The organism is Pseudomonas sp. NFIX49, from assembly GCF_900115915.1.
Classification (GTDB): domain Bacteria; phylum Pseudomonadota; class Gammaproteobacteria; order Pseudomonadales; family Pseudomonadaceae; genus Aquipseudomonas; species Aquipseudomonas pharyngis.
Window position 1 is genome coordinate 477,945 of sequence record NZ_FOYE01000005.1, and the last position, 22,335, is coordinate 500,279.

The following is a 22,335-nucleotide window of genomic DNA, read 5'->3' on the forward strand; positions in this document are numbered from 1 at the left end:
GCTAAGCCGAACCAGCGAGGACGATGACGATGAAAGTTGTTCGATGGACATCCGGCGACAAGCCGGGCCTGGAACTGCACGACGAGACCGTACCAACGCCAGGGCCTTATGATGTGCTGATCAAGGTTCAGGCGGCCTCCCTGAACTACCGCGACCAGGCCATCCTTGATGGCGAGTATGGCTCGCCGACCAAGCCGAACGGCACGCCCCTATCGGATGGAGCGGGCGAGGTCGTCGCGATCGGCGAAGCCGTGACACGCACGAAGGTGGGCGATCGCGTCAGTGCCTCATGCCACCCGCACTGGATCGGTGGCCCCCCGCGTCCGGAGTATCAGCTACACAGCCTCGGCATGACCACCGACGGTTGGCTGGCCGAGCAGATCATGGTCCACGAGAACGCTATCGTTCACCTGCCGGACTACATGTCCTACGCCGAAGCAGCGTCTCTACCGTGCGCCGCTGTCACCGCCTGGACCGGGCTCAACCTGTCGTCGCCTCTACAAGCGGGTGAGACGGTGCTGGTTCAGGGCACAGGGGGCGTTGCGCTCTTCTCGCTCCAAGTGGCCACGATGTTCGGCGCGAAGGTCCTCGCGATCACATCGTCCGATGAGAAGGCGGAACGTCTCAAGGCGCTGGGAGCCGCGGCCGTGGTCAACTACCGAACCCATCCTGACTGGGACAAGGAAATCCTCGCCCTCACCGACGGCCGAGGCGTTGACAAGACCATCGACATCGCAGGCGAGAAGACGATCGTGAAGTCGGCGGCGGCAACCCGCAAGGGCGGCGACATCTCGCTGGTTGGCTTCACCAGCGGCTTCGGCGGCGGCCTTCCGCCGATCGATATCCTCGCGCGCGGCCTTCACGTGGCGGGAACGGCGGTCGGGCCGAGGGCGAACTTCGAAGCACTGCTGCGGGCCATGGCACTGCACGAGGTGCATCCGGTCCTCGATCAGACCTTCCCGTTCGCGGATTACCAGGCAGCTTATCAGCGGCTCAAAAGCGGCAACCACATCGGCAAGGTCGTGATCGACGTTGCGAACTGAGCGATCGTCATGTGAATAGGTATGGGCCCGGGCGACGAGAGCCCGGGGCTTTGCGATGATCGCAGCCATGTCCGCTTTCCCGAACCCTTCCCTCACAAGCGGACGGGCTGAAAACCATACACTGCGGACGTTTGCCAGCAGGGCGCTACCGCTCATAACTGCTATTCCGTTAGGCAAGCGTCTTCCCGCTTCGCGGCGTCAAACCCAACGCCGCGCAAGTCTTATTGCCCGTTAGCGAACTTCCGCAGAGTAATTTTCAGCTCGGCCAGTTCCGTCTTCGACAGGTGGCAAATGTTGTCGATTTTGCCCGGGACCTTCCAGGCCAAGGCCCGGTTGTGACCATTCTCATAGGTGTGAACACATGACCCAACCCCGAAAGATGCTGATAGGCACGACCTATGCGGGCCCTTACGGTGTCCACCCCGGCGCGTGGCGGGTGCCTTGGGCTAAGCCAGACGCATATACCGACATCAACGTTGCGATTCGCTCGGCGCAGATCGCGGAACGCGGCGGACTGGACTTTGTGTTTTATCCCGACCGTGTCTTCATCTGGGGAGACCTTGAATCGGGTCCGCCGATCGTTTCAATGGAATCCATCCTGACGCTCGCCGGCGTGGCTCCCGCCACGCGTCGGATCGGCCTCGTCACCTCGGCCTCGACCTCGTTCATGGAACCGTATGCCATCGCTCGACAACTGCGCGCTTTGGATGTGATGAGCCATGGGCGCGCCGGATGGAACGCCATCCCCAGTTACGAGCTCGAGGCTTTCGCAAACTATGGGCTTGAGGTTCCTGACCGGGACGCGAAATACCAACGCCTGCATGAGAGCATTCAGATCACTCAGGCACTCTGGGGAAGCTGGAAGCGAGAGGCAGGTGCGCCGGACAAGCTGACTGGCCGGTTTGCCGATACGTCGCATATCCAGCCGATCAATATGCAAGGACGTTATGTCGCCTCCCGGGGGCCGCTTCAGATACCACCGTCGGAGCAAGGGCAGCCCGTGATCTTCATGCCGTTCGCCAGCGGCGATGGCATACGGGCAGCTGCGATGTATGCCAACGGCATCATAGGCATGCCCTCCACCATAGAGGTGGCACGATCGCAGCGCGCAACGATCCGTTCCGTGACTGAGCAGGTTGGCCGCAGCCCGGATGAGGTCAAGTTCCTGTCATTTGTTTCCTTCGGTCTTGGAAAGTCCAAGAAGGATGCCGTCGAACGTCGCATGGTCCTCGAAGAGGCAGCGGGGATCGAAAACCGTCTCGCGCAGCTCTCAGCAGTGATTGGTGTCCGCCTGGACCCGAGAGATTGCGAACGCGCGCTTAGGCCTGCAGAAATATCGAGCCTTCGACCTCATCCTCGTATGCCGCGATCTGGACTGGCGGTCGACCTTGCCCGACGTGGAATGACTTTAAGGGAAATACTTGGGCACGGCGTGCTCGACCAGACCCCTGGGCTCGTCGGCACTCCGGAGGAGGCAGCAGACATGATGCAGGCGTGGATGGAGAGAGACGCGAGCGACGGCTTCATCCTCACCCCCGACGACGAACACGACGGTATCGAACAGTTCGTCGACCTAGTCATTCCGATTCTGAAGCGTCGCGGACTGCGGACAGAAGGATACGAGGGGCAAACCCTGCGCGATCACATGGGTCTCGCCGAACAGCTGGGCAGAGATCCTCGGGTCTCAACTGACAAACAGTAACAGCACGCCGACATCACCGCCTTGTAGGCACGTTCTTATGAATGCCGGGCTGAGGGGCTTACAGATGAGGGCTGATTTTCACTGAGGACTGCTTTGTGTCGTAGCTTGCCCATTGCCAACGGCAACTATGGTTGGTAGCGGGCGCTGGTCGACGTCCGCTTCTGGCCGAAAGCGGTCACTCGAGAGTGGCAGCAATCGGCCAATAAGGGCAGTTCAGTGGGCTGCTCATACAGGTCCAAAAAACCTCTCCGGAGCGTCCAAGACACGCTCCACCCGGCGCTGCTGTTCGGCGGTTCGCCGCTTTTCGAAAATCCACCATCGTCAGCACTTCGTTGTCAGTAAGCCACCAGTGTATTTGGCTGCTGACGGGCATTTATCAGGGGTTTCCGTGCGCAGAGGTACATTGGCTTAAAGTACGATTTTGTCCGTATTCTGCGGGCTGTCCTAGGACAGTTGTCTTTAACGTTGAGCCGATAGGCATAGACTAGCTCGGCCACCCACCCAGACCACCGCCGTTGATCTAATCGTTTGAAGATACAACATCTACAACATGCGGATCAGGAGCGAGTCGAACTTGTGCCCGTGTTGATTCTGGGTATGCCTGGTAAGGGCACCACCTGTTCGGGCTTCATCCGCCTCGCGCTACCATTGATAGGGGCAGAATTGCAGCATGGATATACCTTCGTCCGTAGAGTGTGAAAGCCATCCCGGGTGATGGCGGACGCAGAATGAGGATTCGGATTAGGACAAGACCAGTGTCCAATCCCACTAAGGTAGTCCTCCTCCACAAAATGTGGATAGAACGGTCCTGCCGCCTGATAGGTATTCCAAAGCGAATCTACAGTTCGCATTTGGTGATCATACGAGGCCGCATCGATCAGGAAATCATCACAGGACTCGTAGACGAGGATAATCGCCTCCAAGATTCCCTCAATCTCCCATGAGGCTATGTGAGGTGAGAGAGCAGTTGGCGCACCCTCCGGTGGCTGGAGTACGCGGCCCAACTTCTTCTGGAGCTCCTGAACTTGAAGTGCAACGTCTCCGGTCATAGTTGGTAAAACGGTTTCCGCCTGCTCATGCAGAGCGCGAGCAGCGGCCTGATACGAAATGACCTTCTGCGTCGAACATAGCCGATGGAATGTCACAGCACGTCGAAGCGCCAGCGCATCCGAATTTGGAGTTGAAGGAGCTTCACAGAGTTGCCTGCCTTTACACCCTCTCCACATCACATCAAGGCTGTGTCCCCTATAGGAAAAGGGCCTGTCGCAGAATTGGCAACGCTCCAGAAGGACCGTGTTGTGTTTGTGGCAAACCGTCACATCAGGGTAGGTGTAGCGCCTCCAGTAGGAAAACCCCCGAGTCTCCAGATCCTCTCTGACGCAGTCCGGGCAGTAGGCAGAGCTGTGCATGTTTAGGCAGGACGCCTTCGAAGCGTACAGCGGTCCAGAATAGGAGATGTCCTGGTCGCCCTTGATAACATGCTTCGCTGGCAACATCGTGTGGTTGTGAACCAACCGGTTGAACCCATAGCAGCCTGGCCAGCCGATAAGTCCAGCAATCTTGCGCAACTGCTCAGTGTCGAAGGAGCTACGAGGAGTCAGATCATCGAGTAGCGAGCGCTTTGGCGAGTACTGATTGATATGAATTGCTCGTATCACAAACGAGATGAGGGACTCATCGGGCTGGATCTGCAAAAGCATCAGAAGGACCTGAGGTTGGCTGCGGCCGAGTAGGCAGCAAACCAAAAAAACCGTTGCGTGAGGGATGCCGTGGAACGGCTCCCTGAGCGCTGCGACCGTTTTTAATCTTTAACACCACCGGAGAAAGCGTCACTGGTTACGGTTACTCCACCGGGGAGTCGGAGGCGCCAGCGACAGACTTTATTTAGTTCCGACAGACTTTATTTCGTAGCTTCAAATTCGCGCTCTTGTGCAGCCCATCACTCCACCGTCACCGACTTCGCCAGGTTACGCGGCTGATCCACGTCCGTGCCCTTGAGCACCGCAACGTAGTACGACAGTAGTTGCAGCGGAATGGTGTAGAGGATCGGCGACAGGATGTCGTGGATGTGCGGCATCTGCACTACGTGGGTGCCTTCGCCGTTGGTCATCCCAGCCTTTTCGTCGGCGAACACGATCAGTTCGCCACCGCGGGCGCGGACTTCCTGCAGGTTGGACTTCAGCTTCTCCAGCAGTTCGTTGTTCGGCGCGACGGTCACCACCGGCATGTCGTTATCCACAAGCGCCAGCGGGCCGTGTTTCAGCTCGCCAGCAGGATAGGCTTCGGCGTGGATGTATGAGATTTCCTTGAGCTTCAAGGCCCCTTCCATCGCCACCGGAAATTGCGCGCCACGGCCCAGGAACAGGGTGTGGTTCTTCTCGGCGAACAGCTCTGCGATTTTTTCCACCGTGCTGTCCATCGCCAGCGCTTCGCCCAGACGAGTTGGCAGACGACGCAGTTCTTCGACCAGCGTGGCTTCAACGCCTTTGCCCAATGTACCGCGCACCTGGCCCAGAGACAGGGTCAGCAGCAGCAGACCGACCAGTTGCGTAGTGAAGGCCTTGGTCGAGGCCACGCCGATTTCACGACCAGCCTGGGTCAGCAGGGTCAGGTCGGATTCGCGCACCAGCGAACTGATGCCGACGTTGCAGATCGCCAGACTGGCGAGGAAGCCCAGTTCCTTGGCGTTGCGCAGGGCGGCCAGGGTGTCGGCGGTTTCGCCGGACTGGGAGATGGTGACGAACAGGGTGTCCGGCTGCACCACCACCTTGCGGTAGCGGAACTCACTGGCGACCTCGACCTGGCACGGAATCCCGGCCAGCTCTTCGAGCCAGTAACGGGCAACCATGCCCGCGTGATAGCTGGTACCACACGCCACGATCTGTACGTTGCGCACTTTGGCGAACAGTTCAGCAGCTTGTGGACCGAAAGCCTGCACCAGCACCTGATTCGCACTCAATCGGCCTTCCAGAGTGCGCTGCACCACGGACGGCTGCTCGTGGATTTCCTTGAGCATGTAATGACGGAACTCGCCTTTGTCGGCGGCTTCCGCACCATCCGTGTACTGCACGGTCTGGCGCTCGACGGCTTTGCCGGTCACGTCCCAGATCTGCACCTTATCCCGCTGGATTTCGGCGATATCGCCCTCTTCCAGGTACATGAAACGGTCGGTGACCTGACGCAGGGCCAGTTGATCGGAAGCGAGGAAGTTTTCGCCCAGGCCCAGACCGATCACCAGCGGGCTGCCGCTGCGAGCAGCAACCAGTCGATCCGGTTGCTTTGCGTGGATAACCGCCAGACCGTAAGCGCCATGCAGCTCCTTGACCGCAGCCTTCAGAGCGTCCGACAGGTCCGACAAGGTCTTGAGTTTTTCAGTCAGCAGGTGAGCGATGACTTCGGTGTCAGTGTCCGAGGTGAACACGTAGCCCAGTGCCTTCAGTTGTTCACGCAGCGCCTCATGGTTTTCGATGATGCCGTTGTGCACGACAGCGACGTCACCGGAGAAATGCGGGTGAGCATTGCGCTCGCTCGGCGCACCATGGGTGGCCCAGCGGGTGTGGGCAATACCGAGACGGCCAACCAGCGGATGTTCGGCCAGCGCCGCGTCGAGTTCGCTGACTTTGCCGACACGACGAGTGCGTTCCAGAGCGCCGTCATTGGTGTACACCGCAACACCGGCACTGTCATAGCCCCTGTATTCGAGGCGTTTGAGGCCTTCGACCAGAATGGCGGTGATATTACGTTCAGCTACCGCGCCGACAATTCCACACATGCTTATTTCTCCTGACTGACAGTCGCGCAAATCAAGTTGATACCGCGAGCCTGAATCTGATCGCGCGCATCCAGGGGCAGGCGATCATCGGTAATTAGGGTATGGACGCTGCTCCATGGCAGCTCCAGGTTGGGAATCTTGCGGCCGATCTTGTCGGCCTCGACCATCACGATCACTTCCCGCGCCACTTCCGCCATCACCCGGCTGAGGCCGAGCAATTCATTGAAGGTGGTGGTGCCACGCACCAGGTCGATGCCATCGGCACCGATAAACAACTGGTCGAAGTCGTAAGAGCGTAGTACCTGCTCGGCGACCTGGCCCTGAAAGGATTCCGAGTGCGGATCCCAGGTGCCACCGGTCATCAGCAGCACAGGCTCGTGCTCGAGTTCACTCAGGGCGTTGGCCACGTGCAGGGAGTTGGTCATGACCACCAGGCCTGGCTGCTGGCCGAGTTCGGGAATCATCGCGGCGGTGGTGCTGCCGCTGTCGATGATGATGCGGGCGTGCTCGCGAATGCGTGTGACGGCGGCGCGGGCAATCGCCTGTTTGTATTTGGAAACGTTCTGACTGACGTCCGCCACCAGTTCCTGGGGCATGGTGATCGCGCCACCATAGCGACGCAGCAGCAAGCCATGACTTTCCAGAGCGGCGAGATCCTTGCGAATCGTAACTTCCGAAGTTTCGAAGCGCTTGGCCAGTTCATCCACACTCACTTCGCCCTGCTCATTGAGTAAAGACAGAATGTTGTGACGGCGCTGAGGTGTGTTGCGTTTCGACATGGCTAATTAAGTTTCGATTCGAAAGATAACGGAAGCAATCAAAACCTATCAGCTGCGAATCGTCAAGTCGGTGCCCAAAAAAAAGACCGCTGGCAGCGGTCTTTTTTAATTTGAGCATTGTGGATAACTCAGCTCTTCTTGATCTTCTCAGGCCGCTTCCAGCCATCGATGTTCTTCTGCCGCGCCCGGCCAACAGCCAATTGCGCGTTATCCACATTCTGAGTGATGGTCGAGCCGGCTGCAGTAGTTGCACCGGCAGAGATATCCACAGGCGCCACCAGCGAGTTGTTGGAACCGATGAACACATCCTCGCCCAACACGGTTTTCCACTTGTTGGCGCCATCGTAGTTGCAAGTGATGGTGCCGGCGCCGATGTTGGTGCGTGCACCGATCTCGGCATCGCCCAGGTAAGTCAGGTGCCCGGCCTTGGCGCCCTCGCCCATGCGCGCGTTTTTCAGTTCGACGAAGTTACCCACATGGGCGCGGGCTTCCAGGACAGTGCCCGGACGCAGGCGGGCAAACGGGCCGGCATCGCTGCCTTCGCCCAGCACCGCGCCTTCGATGTGGCTGTTGGCCTTGACCACTACGCCTTTGCGCAGGGTGCTGTCCTTGATCACGCAGTTCGGGCCGATGACCACATCGTCCTCTATGACAACCTTGCCTTCGAGAATCACGTTGATGTCGATCAGCACATCGCGACCGACGGTCACTTCGCCTCGCACATCGAAACGGGCCGGGTCGCGCAGGGTGACACCCTGAGCCATCAGGCGACGACCGGCGCGCAGCTGGTAATGACGCTCCAGCTCGGAGAGCTGTTTGCGATCATTGGCGCCCTGCACTTCCATCGGATCGTGAGGTTGTTCGGTGGCGACGGTCAGGCCATCGCTGACCGCCATCTCGATCACGTCGGTCAGGTAGTACTCGCCCTGAGCGTTGTTGTTCGACAGGCGACTCATCCAGTCCGCCAGACGATTGGCCGGCACTGCCAGGATGCCGGTGTTGCCTTCAGTGATCGCCCGTTGCGCTTCGCTGGCGTCCTTGTGTTCAACGATGGCGACAACCTTGCCGTCGGCATCGCGCATGATGCGGCCATAACCGGTCGGATCGTCCAGCTCGACGGTGAGCAAGCCCATCTGCCCGGGTACAACGTGCTTGAGCAGACGTTGCAGGGTCTCGACTTCGATCAGCGGCACATCGCCGTAGAGAATCAGTACGGTATCGGCGGTGATGAAAGGAACAGCCTGGGCCGTGGCGTGGCCGGTCCCCAGTTGCTTGTCCTGCAATACGAAATTCAGATCGTCAGCAGCCAGACGCTCGCGTACCACATCGGCGCCGTGACCGATGACAACGTGAAGGCGTTGTGGATCAAGTTGACGGGCACTGTGGATAACATGGCCGAGCATGGAGTCGCCGGCAATCGGGTGCAGCACTTTTGGCAGCGCGGAACGCATGCGGGTGCCTTGACCGGCCGCGAGGATAACGATTTCAAGAGACATGACTGGCTACCAATCCTGGGTGGTCAGCAACTGCGACCGGGTTTCGGGAATTCTGAAAAGAAAAAAGGGTAGCCGAGGCTACCCTTTTTTATCAATCGCACAACAAGTGGCTGACGGATCAACCGCCAAACTTCTTGCGGATCTGCTGGACGGTGCGCAGCTGAGCTGCAGCCTCGGCCAGACGTGCGGACGCAGCTCCGTAGTCGAAATCTGCGCTCTTCTCATGCAGAGCAGCTTCGGCAGCCTTGAGAGCTGCTTGAGCCTGAGCTTCATCCAGGTCGGCGGCACGTTGCACGGTATCGGCAAGCACCTTGACCATGTTCGGCTGAACCTCGAGGAAACCACCGGAGATGTAGAACACCTCGGCTTCCCCGCCTTGCTTGATCAGGCGGATCGGACCTGGCTTCAGATTAGTGATCAGCGGCGCGTGGCCCAGAGCGATACCAAGATCACCCAGAGCACCGTGCGCAATCACCATCTCGACCAGGCCGGAAAAGATTTCTCCTTCCGCGCTGACGATGTCGCAATGGACTGTCATAGCCATCTGATTGCCTCAACCTAAATTAGCGCCCGTTGCCGGGCGCCTGGATTACAGTTTCTTGGCTTTCTCGATCGCTTCTTCGATGCCGCCGACCATGTAGAACGCTTGTTCTGGCAGGTGGTCGTAGTCACCGTTGAGGATGCCTTTGAAGCCAGCAATGGTGTCTTTCAGGGAAACGTATTTACCCGAAGCACCGGTGAAGACTTCAGCCACGAAGAACGGCTGCGACAAGAAGCGCTGGATCTTACGAGCACGGTTTACCAACTGCTTGTCGGCTTCCGACAGCTCGTCCATACCCAGGATCGCGATGATGTCCTTCAGCTCTTTGTAACGCTGCAGCACGTACTGAACACCACGAGCGGTCTCGTAGTGATCATTGCCGATCACGTTCGGGTCCAGCTGACGCGAAGTCGAGTCCAGTGGGTCTACCGCCGGGTAGATACCCAGGGAAGCGATGTCACGGGACAGAACGACGGTGGCGTCCAGGTGAGCAAACGTGGTCGCTGGCGACGGGTCAGTCAAGTCGTCCGCTGGTACGTATACGGCCTGGATCGAAGTAATCGAACCTTGCTTGGTCGAAGTGATGCGCTCTTGCAGCACGCCCATCTCTTCAGCCAGGGTCGGCTGGTAACCTACTGCCGAAGGCATACGGCCCAGCAGTGCGGATACTTCGGTACCGGCCAGGGTGTAACGATAGATGTTGTCGACGAACAGCAGAACGTCGTTACCTTCGTCACGGAACTTCTCGGCCATGGTCAGACCGGTCAGCGCTACACGCAGACGGTTTCCCGGTGGCTCGTTCATCTGACCGTAGACCAGGGCTACCTTGTCGAGAACGTTGGAGTCCTTCATCTCGTGGTAGAAGTCGTTACCCTCACGAGTACGCTCACCCACACCGGCGAACACGGAATAACCGCTGTGCTCGATGGCGATGTTACGGATCAGTTCCATCATGTTTACGGTCTTGCCTACACCGGCACCACCGAACAGACCGACTTTACCGCCCTTGGCGAACGGGCAAACCAGGTCGATAACCTTGATGCCAGTTTCCAGCAGCTCGTTGCCACCGGCCTGTTCAGCGAAGGAAGGAGCGGCGCGGTGGATACCCCAGCGCTCTTCTTCGCCGATCGGGCCAGCTTCGTCGATCGGGTTGCCCAGTACGTCCATGATCCGGCCCAGAGTCGCTTTACCGACCGGTACGGAGATGGCTGCGCCAGTGTTGTTGACGTCCAGACCGCGCTTCAAGCCTTCGGTGGAGCCCATCGCAATGGTACGAACCACGCCGTCGCCCAGCTGCTGCTGAACTTCCAGAGTGGTTTCGGCGCCTTGAACCTTCAAGGCGTCGTAGATGCTCGGTACGCTGTCGCGTGGAAATTCCACGTCGATAACGGCGCCGATGATTTGAACGATACGTCCGCTACTCATAGCTGGATCCTCTGAATATTTGAACCGTTAAACCGCGGCAGCGCCGCCGACGATTTCCGAGATCTCTTGGGTGATCGCAGCCTGACGCGCCTTGTTGTAGATCAGCTGCAAATCGCTGATCAAATCACCGGCGTTGTCGGTAGCGTTCTTCATCGCGATCATCCGCGCAGCCTGTTCAGCCGCGTTGTTCTCGACCACCGCCTGGTACACCTGCGACTCCACGTAACGCACCATCAAGCCGTCAAGCAGCTCTTTGGCGTCTGGTTCGTAGAGGTAGTCCCAGTGGTGCTTGAGTTCTTGATCCGGGGTCGCCACCAATGGAATCAACTGCTCCACGGTAGGCTGTTGCGTCATGGTGTTGATGAACTTGTTGGATACCACGGACAGGCGGTCGATACGGCCGTCCAGGTAGGCATCCAGCATCACCTTGACGCTGCCGATCAGATCATTGATCGACGGCTCTTCACCCAGGTGGCTGATAGCTGCAACGACGTTACCGCCGAAGTTGCGGAAAAAGGCCGCACCCTTGCTACCAACGACACACAGATCGATCTCGACGCCGTTTTCGCGGTTTACCGCCATGTCCTTGACCAGGGCCTTGAACAGGTTGGTGTTCAAGCCGCCGCACAGACCACGGTCACTGCTCACCACGACATAACCGACGCGCTTTACTTCGCGATCGATCATGAACGGATGGCGGTATTCCGGGTTGGCGTTGGCCAGATGCCCAATTACCTGGCGGATACGCTCCGCATAAGGACGGCTAGCAGCCATGCGCATTTGTGCCTTGCGCATTTTGCTGACCGCCACTTTTTCCATGGCGCTGGTAATTTTTTGCGTGCTTTTGATGCTCGCAATCTTACTGCGAATCTCTTTTGCGCCTGCCATGTAACACCTATCAGGTTAGCAAGCGGGAGCCTTGCGGCTCCCGCTGCGGCTTACCAGGTTTGGGTGGCCTTGAACTTCTCGATACCAGCCTTCAGGCCAGCGTCGATTTCGTCATTGAAGTCACCTTTAACGTTGATCTTCGCCATCAAATCGGCGTGATCGCGGTTGAAGAAAGCAATCAGCGCTTGTTCGAAGCTGCCGATCTTGGCGATTTCAATGTCAGTCAGGAACCCACGCTCAGCGGCATACAGCGACAGCGACATGTCGGCGATCGACATTGGCGCGTATTGCTTCTGCTTCATCAGCTCGGTAACGCGCTGACCATGCTCAAGTTGCTTGCGGGTCGCTTCGTCCAGGTCAGAAGCGAACTGGGCGAATGCCGCCAGTTCACGGTACTGAGCCAGAGCGGTACGGATACCACCGGACAGCTTCTTGATGATCTTGGTCTGAGCGGCACCACCCACACGGGATACCGAAACACCGGCGTTCACTGCAGGGCGGATGCCCGAGTTGAACATGGCCGATTCCAGGAAGATCTGACCGTCGGTGATGGAAATCACGTTGGTCGGAACGAACGCGGAAACGTCGCCAGCCTGGGTTTCGATGATCGGCAGTGCGGTCAGGGAACCGGTTTTGCCGGTCACTGCGCCGTTGGTGAACTTCTCTACGTACTCTTCCGAAACGCGGGATGCACGCTCCAGCAGACGGGAGTGGAGATAGAACACGTCGCCTGGGTAAGCTTCACGGCCTGGTGGACGGCGCAGCAGCAGGGAAATCTGGCGGTAAGCCACTGCTTGCTTGGACAGATCGTCATAGACGATCAGCGCGTCTTCACCGCGGTCGCGGAAGAATTCACCCATGGTGCAACCGGAGTACGGAGCCAGGAATTGCAGTGCTGCAGATTCCGAGGCGCTCGCTGCAACGATGATGGTGTTAGCCAGTGCACCGTTTTCTTCCAGCTTGCGAACCACGTTGGCGATGGTCGATTGCTTCTGACCGATTGCCACGTAGACGCAGAAAATGCCGCTGTCTTTCTGGTTGATGATCGCGTCGATCGCCAGAGCGGTTTTACCGATCTGACGGTCACCGATGATCAGCTCACGCTGGCCACGGCCGACAGGGATCATGGCATCGACAGCCTTGTAGCCAGTCTGTACAGGCTGGTCTACCGACTTACGCCAGATCACGCCCGGAGCAACTTTCTCGACCGCGTCGGTCTCGGTGTTGCCCAGTGGACCTTTGCCGTCAACAGGGTTACCCAGTGCGTCGACAACGCGACCCAGCAGTTCCTTACCAACCGGAACTTCGAGGATGCGGCCGGTGCACTTGGCGCTCATGCCTTCAGCCAGACTGGTGTACGCGCCCAGTACAACGGCACCTACGGAGTCTTGCTCCAGGTTGAGGGCCATACCGTAGACGCCGCCCGGAAACTCGATCATCTCGCCGTACATGACGTCGGCCAGACCGTGAATCCGCACGATGCCGTCAGATACGCTGACGACAGTGCCTTCGTTACGGGCTTGGGAGGTCACATCGAGCTTTTCGATGCGGCCCTTGATAATTTCACTTATTTCGGAAGGATTGAGTTGCTGCATTGCTCTGCTGCCCCTTCAAACTCAAGATTTCAATGCTTCGGCAAGTTTCGCGATTTTGCCGCGAATCGAGCCATCGATAACCAGGTCGCCGGCGCGGATGACCACACCCCCGATAAGGGAGCTGTCTTCCTCGACTTGCAGGCGCACTTCCCGGTTGAGTCGTGCACTGAGAACCTTGGCGAGTTTGTCTTGCTGTTCTTGGTTCAATGCAAAAGCACTGGTCACTTCAACGTCTACCGATTTCTCTTGCTCGGCCTTGTACAGGTCGAAAAGAGCGGCGATCTCCGGCAGAAGCGGGAGACGGTCGTTTTCGGCAACGACATTGATGAAGTTCTGTGCCTTGGCATCAAACTTGTCGCCGCACACGTCAATGAACGTGGCGGCCTTTTCTGCGCTCGTCAGTCGCGGGGCCTTGAGCACGCGCTGCATGGTGTCGTCTTGCGACACCGCTGCTGCCAGGCCGAGCATGGCTGACCAATTGGCCAGTTGCTGGTGGGCCTGAGCGTGCTCGAAGGCCGCCTTAGCGTAAGGTCGGGCCAACGTGGTCAGTTCTGCCATGATCGCCCTCGCTTAGATTTCAGCAGCCAGTTGGTTAACCAGCTCTGCGTGCGCGTTTTGATCGATTGTGGCACCCAGGATCTTCTCGGCGCCGCCGACAGCCAGCAAGCCCACTTGGGCGCGCAGCTTGTCTTTGACACTGTTCAGTTCCTGTTCGATCTCGGCTTGAGCCTGAACCTTCACACGGTCAGCGTCGACGCGGGCCTTTTCAACGGCCTCTTCGACAATCTGGTTACCGCGTTTCTTGGCTTGCTCGATGATTTCAGCTGCCTGAGCTTTCGCTTCGCGCAGTTGCTGACCCGCTTTCTCTTGGGCCAACTCCAGGTCGCGAGCTGCACGGCTGGCAGCGTCCAGACCATCAGCGATCTTCTTTTGACGTTCGTGCAGAGCTGCGATGACCGGAGGCCATACGAACTTCATGCAGAACAGTACAAAAATCAGGAACGCAACGGACTGGCCAATCAGGGTCGCATTAATGTTCACGCCAACACCTCGCAGTTACGTTGTCCATCACACCAAATCACTCGGAGATCCGAATGATTAGCCAGCGATCTGACCAACGAACGGGTTCGCAAAGGTGAAGAACAGAGCGATACCAACACCGATCATGGTTACGGCGTCGAGCAGACCGGCAACGATGAACATTTTAACTTGCAGCATTGGAACCATTTCTGGCTGACGCGCTGCGCCTTCCAGGAACTTGCCGCCCAGCAGGCCGAAACCAATTGCGGTACCCAGTGCGCCCAGGCCGATCAACAGTGCAACAGCGATAGCGGTTAGACCAACTACAGTTTCCATCTTTCCTCCCGACTTTTACGTCGTATGGTTTAGGTTTTTTAGATTAAAGCGGTAAAACAAATCGTTTCATGGTGCCCCGTGAGGAGCCCCTTCCCGTTTGACCGGGAAGGACATCAGACTAGTCGAGACTGGTCTTAATGGTTTTCTTCGTGCGCCATCGACAGGTAGACGATGGTCAGCATCATGAAGATGAACGCCTGCAGGGTGATGATCAGGATGTGGAACACAGCCCACGCCCACTGCAGGACAACGCCCAGGCCGCTGAGCCAGAGCAGGCCGCTGCCGAACATCACAGCGATCAGGATGAACACCAGCTCGCCGGCATACATGTTGCCGAACAGACGCAGAGCCAGAGAGATCGGTTTGGCGATCAGGGTCACGAATTCCAGCAGGAAGTTCACCGGGATCAGCAGGGCCTGAACGAAGATGTTCTTGCTGCCGAACGGGTGCAGGGTCAGTTCGCCGATGAAACCGCCGATGCCCTTGACCTTGATGCTATAGAAAATGATCAGTGCGAAAACCGAGAACGCCATGCCCAGGGTCGCGTTCGGGTCGGTAGTCGACACGGCGCGGAACGGGATGTGGTGGTCGCCGGAGATCAGGATGGCCAGCTGAGGAATCCAGTCGACCGGTACCAGGTCGACGGCGTTCATCAGGAACACCCAGACGAAGATGGTCAGTGCCAGCGGTGCGATCACCGGGCTACGGCCATGGAAGCTGTCTTTCACGCTGCCATCGACGAATTCGACCAGGACTTCAACGAAGTTCTGCAGTGCACCCGGCTGACCGGAAGTCGCCTTCTTGGCCGCCATGCGGAAAAGAATGACGAAGATCAGACCCAGCGCGACCGACCAGCCGAGGGTATCGACGTGGAAAGCCCAGAAGCCCATTTCCTTGGCTTCTGCTGCGGTGTGGGCAAAGCCCCAGCCGCCGTTGGGTAGCTGACCGAAGGTCAGGTTCTGCAAGTGGTGCTGGATATAGCCCGAAGCGGTTGTTTCTGCCATGGTTGCCTCAAACGCCCTAAGGTCTCGAAAGTCTTGTTCTCATCAGCAGGGGAGCGAACCAGCTGACCGACTGAGTCAGCACGAAGGCGCCGAATACAGCGATCGGCGCCAGTGGCTTCACACCTGCAAACACCAGTGCAAACAGCACTGCCGTCAAAATCAGTTTGCCTGCCTCGCCGGCATAGAAAGACCGGACGATGGACTGGGCTGCTCGGGCGCCGGAAAACCGAAATGCCTTGTGAGCGAAATAAACATTGGGCAGCAAGGCTATCAGGCCTCCGCAAAGTCCCGAGTATCCGGCAACGACTCCGTGCCATTGCCAGAGCGCCAAAGCGGCAATGAGCAAAATGACAAATTGAGCCATTAACACCGGAAAAACCGCCAGGCGATGGAACGGCAGGCGGTTTGGCTTGCGGGTTTCCATCACTATTGCTCTCCAATGGTCGGCTGCCGAAATTCAATAACTTGGCATAATTTGTGCCGACAAAATGCGCGCAGAGTATAGGGGCGGTTCTGCCCCTATTCAACTGTCAGGTAGTGATTTCCGACTGCGCGCTACAAGAGGAATTGTTTCAGCGGATGTGTGCGAGCACACCTTGAAGCTCATCGAGGGAGTTGTATCCGATCACCAGCTGACCCTTGCCCTTCTTCCCGTGGCGGATCTGCACCGCAGAGCCCAGGCGCTCGGCCAGACGCTGTTCGAGGCGGGCGATATCCGGGTCAGGTTTGGCAGGCTCTACCGGCTCCGGTTTGCCACTCAACCATTGGCGAACCAGTGCCTCAGTTTGGCGCACGGTAAGACCGCGTGCGACAACATGTCGCGCCCCTTCCACCTGCTGATTGTCCGGCAGACCGAGCAATGCACGGGCATGACCCATCTCCAGGTCGCCATGGGACAACATGGTCTTGATGACTTCCGGCAGCGCAATCAGGCGCAACAGGTTGGCCACGGTGACGCGGGACTTACCCACAGCCTCGGCCACCTGTTGCTGAGTGAGCTGGAATTCCTGCTGCAAGCGCTGCAGGGCTACCGCCTCTTCGATCGGGTTCAGGTCTTCGCGCTGGATGTTCTCGATCAGCGCAATGGCGATTGCCGTTTCATCCGGCACATCGCGCACCATCGCCGGGATGGTTTCCTGCCCGGCTTGTTGACTCGCGCGCCAGCGACGCTCGCCGGCAATGATTTCAAAACGACCACCACCAATCGGGCGAACCACGATCGGCTGCATCACGCCCTGGGCCTTGATCGACTGCGCCAGCTCTTCCAGCGCCTGCGGATCCATGTCCCGGCGTGGCTGATACTTGCCGCGCTGCAGCAGGTCCAGCGGCAGGTGCTGCAACTCGCGGCTGTCAGCCTGCGCCGCTTGTTCTTCCAGCGAGCTGACAGTCGGACCGCTCAACAGCGCATCCAGTCCTCGTCCGAGACCTCGTTTCTTGACGGCCATGGGGATTCCTTAAGTTGGCTGGGCAGCGGCGGTGCGTGAATTTTTGCGCTGACGGCGAACCATCTCGCCCGCCAGGGCCAGATAGGCCAGCGCGCCACGCGATTGCTTGTCGTAGGCCAGCGCCGGCATGCCGTAGCTCGGTGCTTCGGCCAGACGAATGTTGCGCGGGATCACCGTGTCGTACAGTTGATCGCCGAAGTGTTCCTTGAGCTGGGCTGAAACGTCGTTCATCAGGCTCAGACGCGGGTCGTACATGGTCCGCAACAGGCCTTCGACTTTCAGGTTCGGGTTCAGCAGTTCAGCGATGCGCTTGATGTTATCCACAAGGTCGCTCAGACCTTCGAGCGCAAAGTACTCGCACTGCATGGGGATAATGACCCCGTCAGCGGCGACCAGTGCGTTCAGCGTGAGCATCGACAGTGACGGCGGGCAGTCGATCAGAATGTAATCGTAGTTCTCGCGGATCGGCGCCAGCGCGCTGCGCAGACGGCTTTCTTTCATCTGCATTTCCAGCAACACCACTTCGGCCGCCGTCAGGTCACGGTTGGCCGGCAGCAGTTGATAGCCGCCATGTTCGGAGTAGTGCATTGCCTGGGCCAGATCGCATTCGCCGATCAGCAGGTCATAGACCGAGTTTTCCAGGCCATGCTTATCCACACCGCTACCCATGGTGGCGTTGCCCTGTGGATCGAGATCGATCAACAGCACCCGGCGCTTGGTCGCGACCAGGGATGCTGCGAGGTTGATGCAGGTGGTGGTCTTGCCCACACCACCCTTCTGGTTCGCTATCGCGAATACCTTAGCCATTCTTGCTTGTGTTCCCAATCATGCCGTGCGGCGCAGTATCAGCAGATGGCGTTGGCCTTGGCAACCGGGTACGGCCAGGGCGTGTTCGCTATCGAGTTTGAAGTCTGCCGGCAATGCTACCAGCTCATCCGCCGGATGGACGCCCTTCATTGCCAGCCAGCGCGTATCGGCGTCGCCGAGGTGGCGAGTCCAGTTGGTGAAGTTCTCCATGCTGCTGAACGCCCGGGAAATGATCCCGTTGAACGGCTGTGCAGGCTGGAAGGCTTCGACGCGACTGTGGATAACTTGCAGGTTATCCAGTTTGAGTTCGAGTTTGACCTGGGTCAGGAAGCGGGTTTTCTTGCCGTTGCTGTCCAGACAGGTCACCTGCGAGTCCGGATACAGGATCGCCAGAGGGATCCCCGGCATACCGCCGCCGCTGCCGACATCCAGCCAGCGCCCATTTTCGATGAACGACATCACGCTCAGGCTATCGAGCAAATGACGGGAAACCATTTCGTCCGGATCGCGAACGGCAGTCAGGTTGTAGGCCTGGTTCCATTTGATCAACAGGGCCAGATAACCCAGCAGCAGTTCGTGCTGGGTTTCAGTGAGATTGACACCGAGCTCGCTGGCTCCTGTGGATAACTCTTCGGCGTGTTGCGAAGTGACCTTAGAACTCAAGCGCTTTGCTCCAACTGACGGCCCGCGCCGCGTTTTTTCAAATGAATCATCAACAGCGAGATCGCTGCCGGGGTCACACCGGGGATCCGCGAAGCCTGGCCCAGCGTCTCGGGACGCGTGGCACCCAGCTTGCTCTGGATCTCCTTGGAGAGACCGGAAATGTTGGTGTAATCGATATCCACAGGCAGTTTCGTGTCTTCACTGGCACGCAGACGGGCGATTTCGTCCTGTTGGCGATCGATGTAACCGGCGTACTTGGTCTTGATCTCGACCTGTTCGGCGACCTGTGGATCTTCGGCGCCCTGCCCGGTCACTTCGACCAGACCAGCGTAGTCGATTTCCGGACGGCTCAAGAGATTGAGCAAGTTGTATTCGTGAGTCAGCGGCGTGCCGAATTTGTCGGCAATCGCATCGCCCTGCGCGGTGCCCGGGCGAACCCAGGTGCTTTTCAGGCGTTGCTCTTCGATTTCGATGCTTTCGCGTTTCTTGCAGAACGCTGCCCAGCGCGCGTCATCGACCAGGCCCAGTTCGCGACCTTTTTCGGTCAGACGCAGGTCGGCGTTGTCCTCACGCAGGATCAGGCGGTACTCGGCACGGGAAGTGAACATGCGGTACGGCTCTTGGGTACCGAGGGTGATCAGGTCGTCGACCAATACCCCAATGTAGGCTTCGTCGCGACGCGGGCACCAGGCTTCTTTGCCTTTCGCACGCAATGCGGCGTTGGCACCGGCGAGCAAACCCTGCGCACCGGCTTCTTCGTAACCGGTGGTGCCGTTGATCTGGCCAGCGAAGAACAGGCCGCCGATGACTTTGGTTTCCAGGCTGTACTTCAGGTCGCGCGGATCGAAATAGTCGTACTCGATCGCATAACCCGGACGCACGATGTGCGCATTTTCCATGCCGCGGATCGATTGCACGATCTGCAATTGCACGTCGAACGGCAAGCTTGTGGATATCCCGTTCGGATAAAGCTCATGGGTGGTCAGGCCTTCCGGCTCGATGAACACCTGATGGCTTTCCTTGTCGGCAAATCGGTGAATCTTGTCTTCGATCGACGGGCAATAACGCGGACCAATGCCTTCGATTTCGCCTGCAGCGGAATACATCGGCGAGCGATCGAGGTTCGCGGCAATGATTTCGTGAGTGCGGGCGTTGGTGTGGGTAATCCAGCAACTGACTTGCCGTGGATGTTGTTCCTTGTTGCCCATGAACGACATCACCGGGATCGGCGTATCGCCTGGCTGCTCGGTCATCACCGAGAAATCCACAGACTTGCCGTCGATACGTGGTGGCGTACCGGTTTTCAGGCGACCGACACGCAGCGGCAATTCACGCAGACGATGCGCCAGGGCGATCGATGGTGGATCACCGGCGCGACCACCGGAAAAATTCTGCAAGCCGATGTGGATAAGTCCGCCCAGGAACGTACCGGTGGTCAAAACCACGGAATCGGCGAAGAAACGCAGACCCATTTGCGTGACGACACCGCGTACCTGTTCCTGCTCGACGATCAGGTCGTCAGCGGCTTGTTGAAATATCCACAGGTTCGGCTGGTTTTCCAGTATTTCGCGGACAGCGGCTTTGTACAAAATCCGGTCGGCTTGCGCACGGGTCGCCCGTACGGCCGGGCCTTTGCGGCTGTTCAACACGCGAAACTGGATACCGCCCAGATCGGTGGCCATGGCCATCGCGCCGCCGAGGGCGTCGATTTCCTTGACCAGATGGCTTTTGCCGATGCCACCGATAGCCGGGTTGCAACTCATGGCACCGAGGGTTTCCACGTTGTGCGTCAGCAGAAGGGTTTTTGCACCCATGCGTGCTGAGGCCAGTGCTGCCTCGGTACCGGCATGACCGCCGCCGATGACGATCACTTCAAAACGGGAAGGGAAATCCACCACGCACCTCGTGCCTGCTTAAGTAGGTAATTCAGGAATAGTTTGAGATCAGGTTTCTGGACCTGGTCGGCAAGTATAGGGACTTCGCCCTTCCTAAAGAACCCTTTGCACAAAATTTAACCAGCTGTGGAGAACTCGCGGTTAAAAGAATAAAAAAGAGAGAAATTTATAAAACCTTTGTTTTAAAGCTTATTCTTACTGCCCATGATTTCTGTGGATAGATTTACACAGGCCTTTATTTTCAATGTGTACAGAGATTCAAAACCCTGTGGCCATGTCGCCATGAGGCCGTTGGATAACCGGTGTAAGCCTGTGGATGAAAGGGTAGGTTATCCACAGAGGTAGTTATGTTCAGCTTTCAGGTCCTGTTATCAACTGCCCTCAGTGGCAGTTATTCACAGGGCTTAATCCACAGAAATCGGGTGAATGAAGGAATCGCGGACACAGAAAATCCGCTCAGGAACAGGAATCTGTCCGGCACTGGAGGAAGGAAATACGAGGGAGGGAGAACAGACAGGTCGCAAACGGACCTGTCTGTGGACAACGGAAGGCTTATTTACCGATGCAGAAGCTGGAAAAGATCCGTCCCAGCAGATCATCCGAGCTGAACGCTCCGGTGATTTCCCCAAGGGACTGCTGGGCCTGACGCAGGTCTTCGGCCAGCAGTTCACCAGCACCCGCCAACGTCAGCTGGGCACGTCCATGTTCCAGGGCATCACTGGCATGACGCAAGGCTTCCAGGTGCCGGCGTCGTGCGCTGAAGCTGCTTTCCGAAGTTTGCTCGTAACCCATGCAGGCTTTGAGGTGATCACGCAGCAGATCCAGACCTTCTCCCGCAGATTTGGCGCTCAGGCTGATCGTCACATGGCCATCGTCACTGACTTCCAGGGCAATGGCTTCGCCAGTCAGATCGGCTTTGTTGCGGATCAATGTGACCTTCGCCGGATCCGGCCGGGTTTCGAGGAATTCCGGCCACAAGGCGAACGGATCGGCGGCCTCTGGCGCAGTGGCGTCGACTACCAGCAGCACTCGGTCAGCCTCGCCAATGGCTTTCAATGCTCGTTCAACGCCGATTTTTTCCACATGGTCATCGGTATCGCGCAGACCGGCGGTGTCCACAACGTGCAGCGGCATGCCGTCGATGTGGATATGTTCGCGCAAGATATCCCGAGTGGTGCCGGCGATTTCGGTCACGATCGCGGCTTCACGACCGGCCAGCGCATTCAGCAGGCTGGATTTACCGGCATTCGGACGACCGGCGATCACCACGGTCATACCGTCCCGCAGCAACGCGCCCTGCCCGGCTTCGCGCAATACGGTGGATAACTCGTTACGAACCTTGTCGAGCATGCTCAGCACGTGGCCATCGGCGAGAAAATCGATTTCTTCTTCCGGGAAGTCGATAGCCGCTTCTACATAGATCCGCAGGCCGATCAGCTGTTCGGTGAGGTTATGCACACGTTGGGAAAATGCACCTTGCAAGGAGCGCAAGGCGTTGCGCGCGGCCTGTGCAGAACTGGCTTCGATCAGGTCGGCGATGGCCTCGGCCTGAGCAAGGTCGAGTTTGTCATTGAGGAAGGCGCGTTCGCTGAATTCTCCGGGACGGGCCAGACGGCAGCCCAGTTCCAGACAACGCTTGAGCAACATGTCGAGGACGATCGGGCCACCGTGGCCCTGCAGTTCCAGTACATCTTCGCCGGTGAACGAGTTCGGCCCGGGGAAATACAGCGCCAGACCTTCATCCAGCACCTGTTGGTCGTCACTGAAGAACGGGCCGTAGTGGGCAAACCGTGGTTTCAGTTCACGGCCGCTGATGGCTTTGGCCGCAACACTGGCCAGCGGCCCGGAAATTCGAACGATGCCCACGCCGCCACGGCCCTGGGCGGTAGCGACGGCTGCGATGGTTTCACGAGGTGCGCTCATA

At 58.2% G+C, this 22,335-nt stretch carries 20 protein-coding genes; 2 read left to right on the top strand and 18 right to left on the bottom strand.

Annotation, left to right across the window (positions count from 1 at the left end; genetic code table 11):
* Positions 1-29 precede the first annotated feature (29 nt).
* Together BMZ46_RS17095 and BMZ46_RS17100 are read left to right on the top strand one after the other, a co-directional pair.
* The gene (locus BMZ46_RS17095; RefSeq protein ID WP_074689790.1) at positions 30-1,043 is read left to right on the top strand and encodes a zinc-dependent alcohol dehydrogenase family protein; all 1,014 of its coding nucleotides are present in this window, start codon (positions 30-32) and stop codon (positions 1,041-1,043) included.
* A gap of 361 nt (positions 1,044-1,404) precedes the next feature.
* Positions 1,405-2,745 (top strand): NtaA/DmoA family FMN-dependent monooxygenase, encoded by a 1,341-nt coding sequence (locus tag BMZ46_RS17100; RefSeq protein WP_074689788.1) that lies wholly within the window; start codon positions 1,405-1,407, stop codon positions 2,743-2,745.
* A gap of 557 nt (positions 2,746-3,302) precedes the next feature.
* Here the strand turns inward: BMZ46_RS17100 and BMZ46_RS29855 are convergent.
* From BMZ46_RS29855 to mnmE, 18 genes are all read right to left on the bottom strand, one after another.
* Positions 3,303-4,445, bottom strand: coding sequence for a TniQ family protein (locus BMZ46_RS29855; protein WP_074689787.1), 1,143 nt, complete (start codon positions 4,443-4,445; stop codon positions 3,303-3,305).
* A gap of 239 nt (positions 4,446-4,684) precedes the next feature.
* On the bottom strand, positions 4,685-6,517 hold the full coding sequence (glmS, locus tag BMZ46_RS17110; protein ID WP_074689786.1) for a glutamine--fructose-6-phosphate transaminase (isomerizing): 1,833 nt from the start codon (positions 6,515-6,517) through the stop codon (positions 4,685-4,687).
* 2 nt (positions 6,518-6,519) lie between these two features.
* The gene (locus BMZ46_RS17115) at positions 6,520-7,296 is read right to left on the bottom strand and encodes a DeoR/GlpR family DNA-binding transcription regulator (protein ID WP_039764989.1); all 777 of its coding nucleotides are present in this window, start codon (positions 7,294-7,296) and stop codon (positions 6,520-6,522) included.
* 128 nt (positions 7,297-7,424) lie between these two features.
* Positions 7,425-8,792 (bottom strand): bifunctional UDP-N-acetylglucosamine diphosphorylase/glucosamine-1-phosphate N-acetyltransferase GlmU, encoded by a 1,368-nt coding sequence (gene glmU / locus BMZ46_RS17120; protein ID WP_074689785.1) that lies wholly within the window; start codon positions 8,790-8,792, stop codon positions 7,425-7,427.
* A gap of 118 nt (positions 8,793-8,910) precedes the next feature.
* A complete protein-coding gene (locus tag BMZ46_RS17125; protein WP_007954164.1) occupies positions 8,911-9,336 on the bottom strand; it encodes a F0F1 ATP synthase subunit epsilon in 426 nt (141 codons plus the stop codon).
* A 45-nt stretch (positions 9,337-9,381) separates the two neighbouring features.
* Positions 9,382-10,758 carry a F0F1 ATP synthase subunit beta gene (gene atpD / locus BMZ46_RS17130; protein ID WP_007954162.1) on the bottom strand — a complete coding sequence of 459 codons (1,377 nt, stop codon included), beginning with the start codon at positions 10,756-10,758 and terminating at the stop codon, positions 9,382-9,384.
* Between the two features lie 27 nt (positions 10,759-10,785).
* Positions 10,786-11,646, bottom strand: coding sequence for a F0F1 ATP synthase subunit gamma (atpG, locus tag BMZ46_RS17135; RefSeq protein WP_007954161.1), 861 nt, complete (start codon positions 11,644-11,646; stop codon positions 10,786-10,788).
* A gap of 50 nt (positions 11,647-11,696) precedes the next feature.
* On the bottom strand, positions 11,697-13,241 hold the full coding sequence (gene atpA / locus BMZ46_RS17140) for a F0F1 ATP synthase subunit alpha (protein ID WP_039764983.1): 1,545 nt from the start codon (positions 13,239-13,241) through the stop codon (positions 11,697-11,699).
* A 21-nt stretch (positions 13,242-13,262) separates the two neighbouring features.
* Entirely contained in the window at positions 13,263-13,799 is a 537-nt protein-coding gene (locus tag BMZ46_RS17145) for a F0F1 ATP synthase subunit delta (RefSeq protein ID WP_011336717.1), read from the bottom strand.
* A 12-nt stretch (positions 13,800-13,811) separates the two neighbouring features.
* A complete protein-coding gene (locus tag BMZ46_RS17150; RefSeq protein WP_007954149.1) occupies positions 13,812-14,282 on the bottom strand; it encodes a F0F1 ATP synthase subunit B in 471 nt (156 codons plus the stop codon).
* Between the two features lie 57 nt (positions 14,283-14,339).
* Positions 14,340-14,597 (bottom strand): F0F1 ATP synthase subunit C, encoded by a 258-nt coding sequence (gene atpE / locus BMZ46_RS17155; protein ID WP_003097235.1) that lies wholly within the window; start codon positions 14,595-14,597, stop codon positions 14,340-14,342.
* A gap of 134 nt (positions 14,598-14,731) precedes the next feature.
* Positions 14,732-15,601 carry a F0F1 ATP synthase subunit A gene (atpB, locus tag BMZ46_RS17160; RefSeq protein WP_039764981.1) on the bottom strand — a complete coding sequence of 290 codons (870 nt, stop codon included), beginning with the start codon at positions 15,599-15,601 and terminating at the stop codon, positions 14,732-14,734.
* A gap of 16 nt (positions 15,602-15,617) precedes the next feature.
* Entirely contained in the window at positions 15,618-16,025 is a 408-nt protein-coding gene (locus BMZ46_RS17165) for a F0F1 ATP synthase subunit I (protein WP_003229783.1), read from the bottom strand.
* 148 nt (positions 16,026-16,173) lie between these two features.
* Positions 16,174-17,046, bottom strand: coding sequence for a ParB/RepB/Spo0J family partition protein (locus BMZ46_RS17170; RefSeq protein WP_011336720.1), 873 nt, complete (start codon positions 17,044-17,046; stop codon positions 16,174-16,176).
* Between the two features lie 9 nt (positions 17,047-17,055).
* The gene (locus tag BMZ46_RS17175) at positions 17,056-17,853 is read right to left on the bottom strand and encodes a ParA family protein (protein WP_039764974.1); all 798 of its coding nucleotides are present in this window, start codon (positions 17,851-17,853) and stop codon (positions 17,056-17,058) included.
* An 18-nt stretch (positions 17,854-17,871) separates the two neighbouring features.
* Positions 17,872-18,516, bottom strand: a complete 645-nt coding sequence (gene rsmG, locus BMZ46_RS17180) for a 16S rRNA (guanine(527)-N(7))-methyltransferase RsmG (RefSeq protein WP_074689784.1) — start codon at positions 18,514-18,516, stop codon at positions 17,872-17,874.
* A complete protein-coding gene (gene mnmG / locus BMZ46_RS17185) occupies positions 18,513-20,411 on the bottom strand; it encodes a tRNA uridine-5-carboxymethylaminomethyl(34) synthesis enzyme MnmG (RefSeq protein ID WP_074689783.1) in 1,899 nt (632 codons plus the stop codon). Before mnmG ends, rsmG begins: the two co-directional genes overlap by 4 nt.
* A gap of 552 nt (positions 20,412-20,963) precedes the next feature.
* Positions 20,964-22,334: a tRNA uridine-5-carboxymethylaminomethyl(34) synthesis GTPase MnmE gene (gene mnmE, locus BMZ46_RS17195; RefSeq protein ID WP_039764968.1), complete on the bottom strand. Its 1,371-nt coding sequence runs from the start codon at positions 22,332-22,334 to the stop codon at positions 20,964-20,966.
* Position 22,335 lies beyond the last annotated feature (1 nt).

Coding starts and splice junctions, on each gene's coding strand:
- BMZ46_RS17145 (WP_011336717.1), bottom strand. CDS start 13,799: ATGGCAGAACTGACCACGTTGGCCCGACCTTACGCTAAGGCGGCCTTC.
- BMZ46_RS17125 (WP_007954164.1), bottom strand. CDS start 9,336: ATGGCTATGACAGTCCATTGCGACATCGTCAGCGCGGAAGGAGAAATC.
- atpD (WP_007954162.1), bottom strand. CDS start 10,758: ATGAGTAGCGGACGTATCGTTCAAATCATCGGCGCCGTTATCGACGTG.
- atpG (WP_007954161.1), bottom strand. CDS start 11,646: ATGGCAGGCGCAAAAGAGATTCGCAGTAAGATTGCGAGCATCAAAAGC.
- BMZ46_RS17175 (WP_039764974.1), bottom strand. CDS start 17,853: ATGGCTAAGGTATTCGCGATAGCGAACCAGAAGGGTGGTGTGGGCAAG.
- BMZ46_RS17170 (WP_011336720.1), bottom strand. CDS start 17,046: ATGGCCGTCAAGAAACGAGGTCTCGGACGAGGACTGGATGCGCTGTTG.
- BMZ46_RS29855 (WP_074689787.1), bottom strand. CDS start 4,445: ATGCTTTTGCAGATCCAGCCCGATGAGTCCCTCATCTCGTTTGTGATA.
- atpB (WP_039764981.1), bottom strand. CDS start 15,601: ATGGCAGAAACAACCGCTTCGGGCTATATCCAGCACCACTTGCAGAAC.
- BMZ46_RS17115 (WP_039764989.1), bottom strand. CDS start 7,296: ATGTCGAAACGCAACACACCTCAGCGCCGTCACAACATTCTGTCTTTA.
- atpE (WP_003097235.1), bottom strand. CDS start 14,597: ATGGAAACTGTAGTTGGTCTAACCGCTATCGCTGTTGCACTGTTGATC.
- atpA (WP_039764983.1), bottom strand. CDS start 13,241: ATGCAGCAACTCAATCCTTCCGAAATAAGTGAAATTATCAAGGGCCGC.
- glmS (WP_074689786.1), bottom strand. CDS start 6,517: ATGTGTGGAATTGTCGGCGCGGTAGCTGAACGTAATATCACCGCCATT.
- glmU (WP_074689785.1), bottom strand. CDS start 8,792: ATGTCTCTTGAAATCGTTATCCTCGCGGCCGGTCAAGGCACCCGCATG.
- BMZ46_RS17165 (WP_003229783.1), bottom strand. CDS start 16,025: ATGGAAACCCGCAAGCCAAACCGCCTGCCGTTCCATCGCCTGGCGGTT.
- BMZ46_RS17100 (WP_074689788.1), top strand. CDS start 1,405: ATGACCCAACCCCGAAAGATGCTGATAGGCACGACCTATGCGGGCCCT.
- BMZ46_RS17095 (WP_074689790.1), top strand. CDS start 30: ATGAAAGTTGTTCGATGGACATCCGGCGACAAGCCGGGCCTGGAACTG.
- mnmE (WP_039764968.1), bottom strand. CDS start 22,334: ATGAGCGCACCTCGTGAAACCATCGCAGCCGTCGCTACCGCCCAGGGC.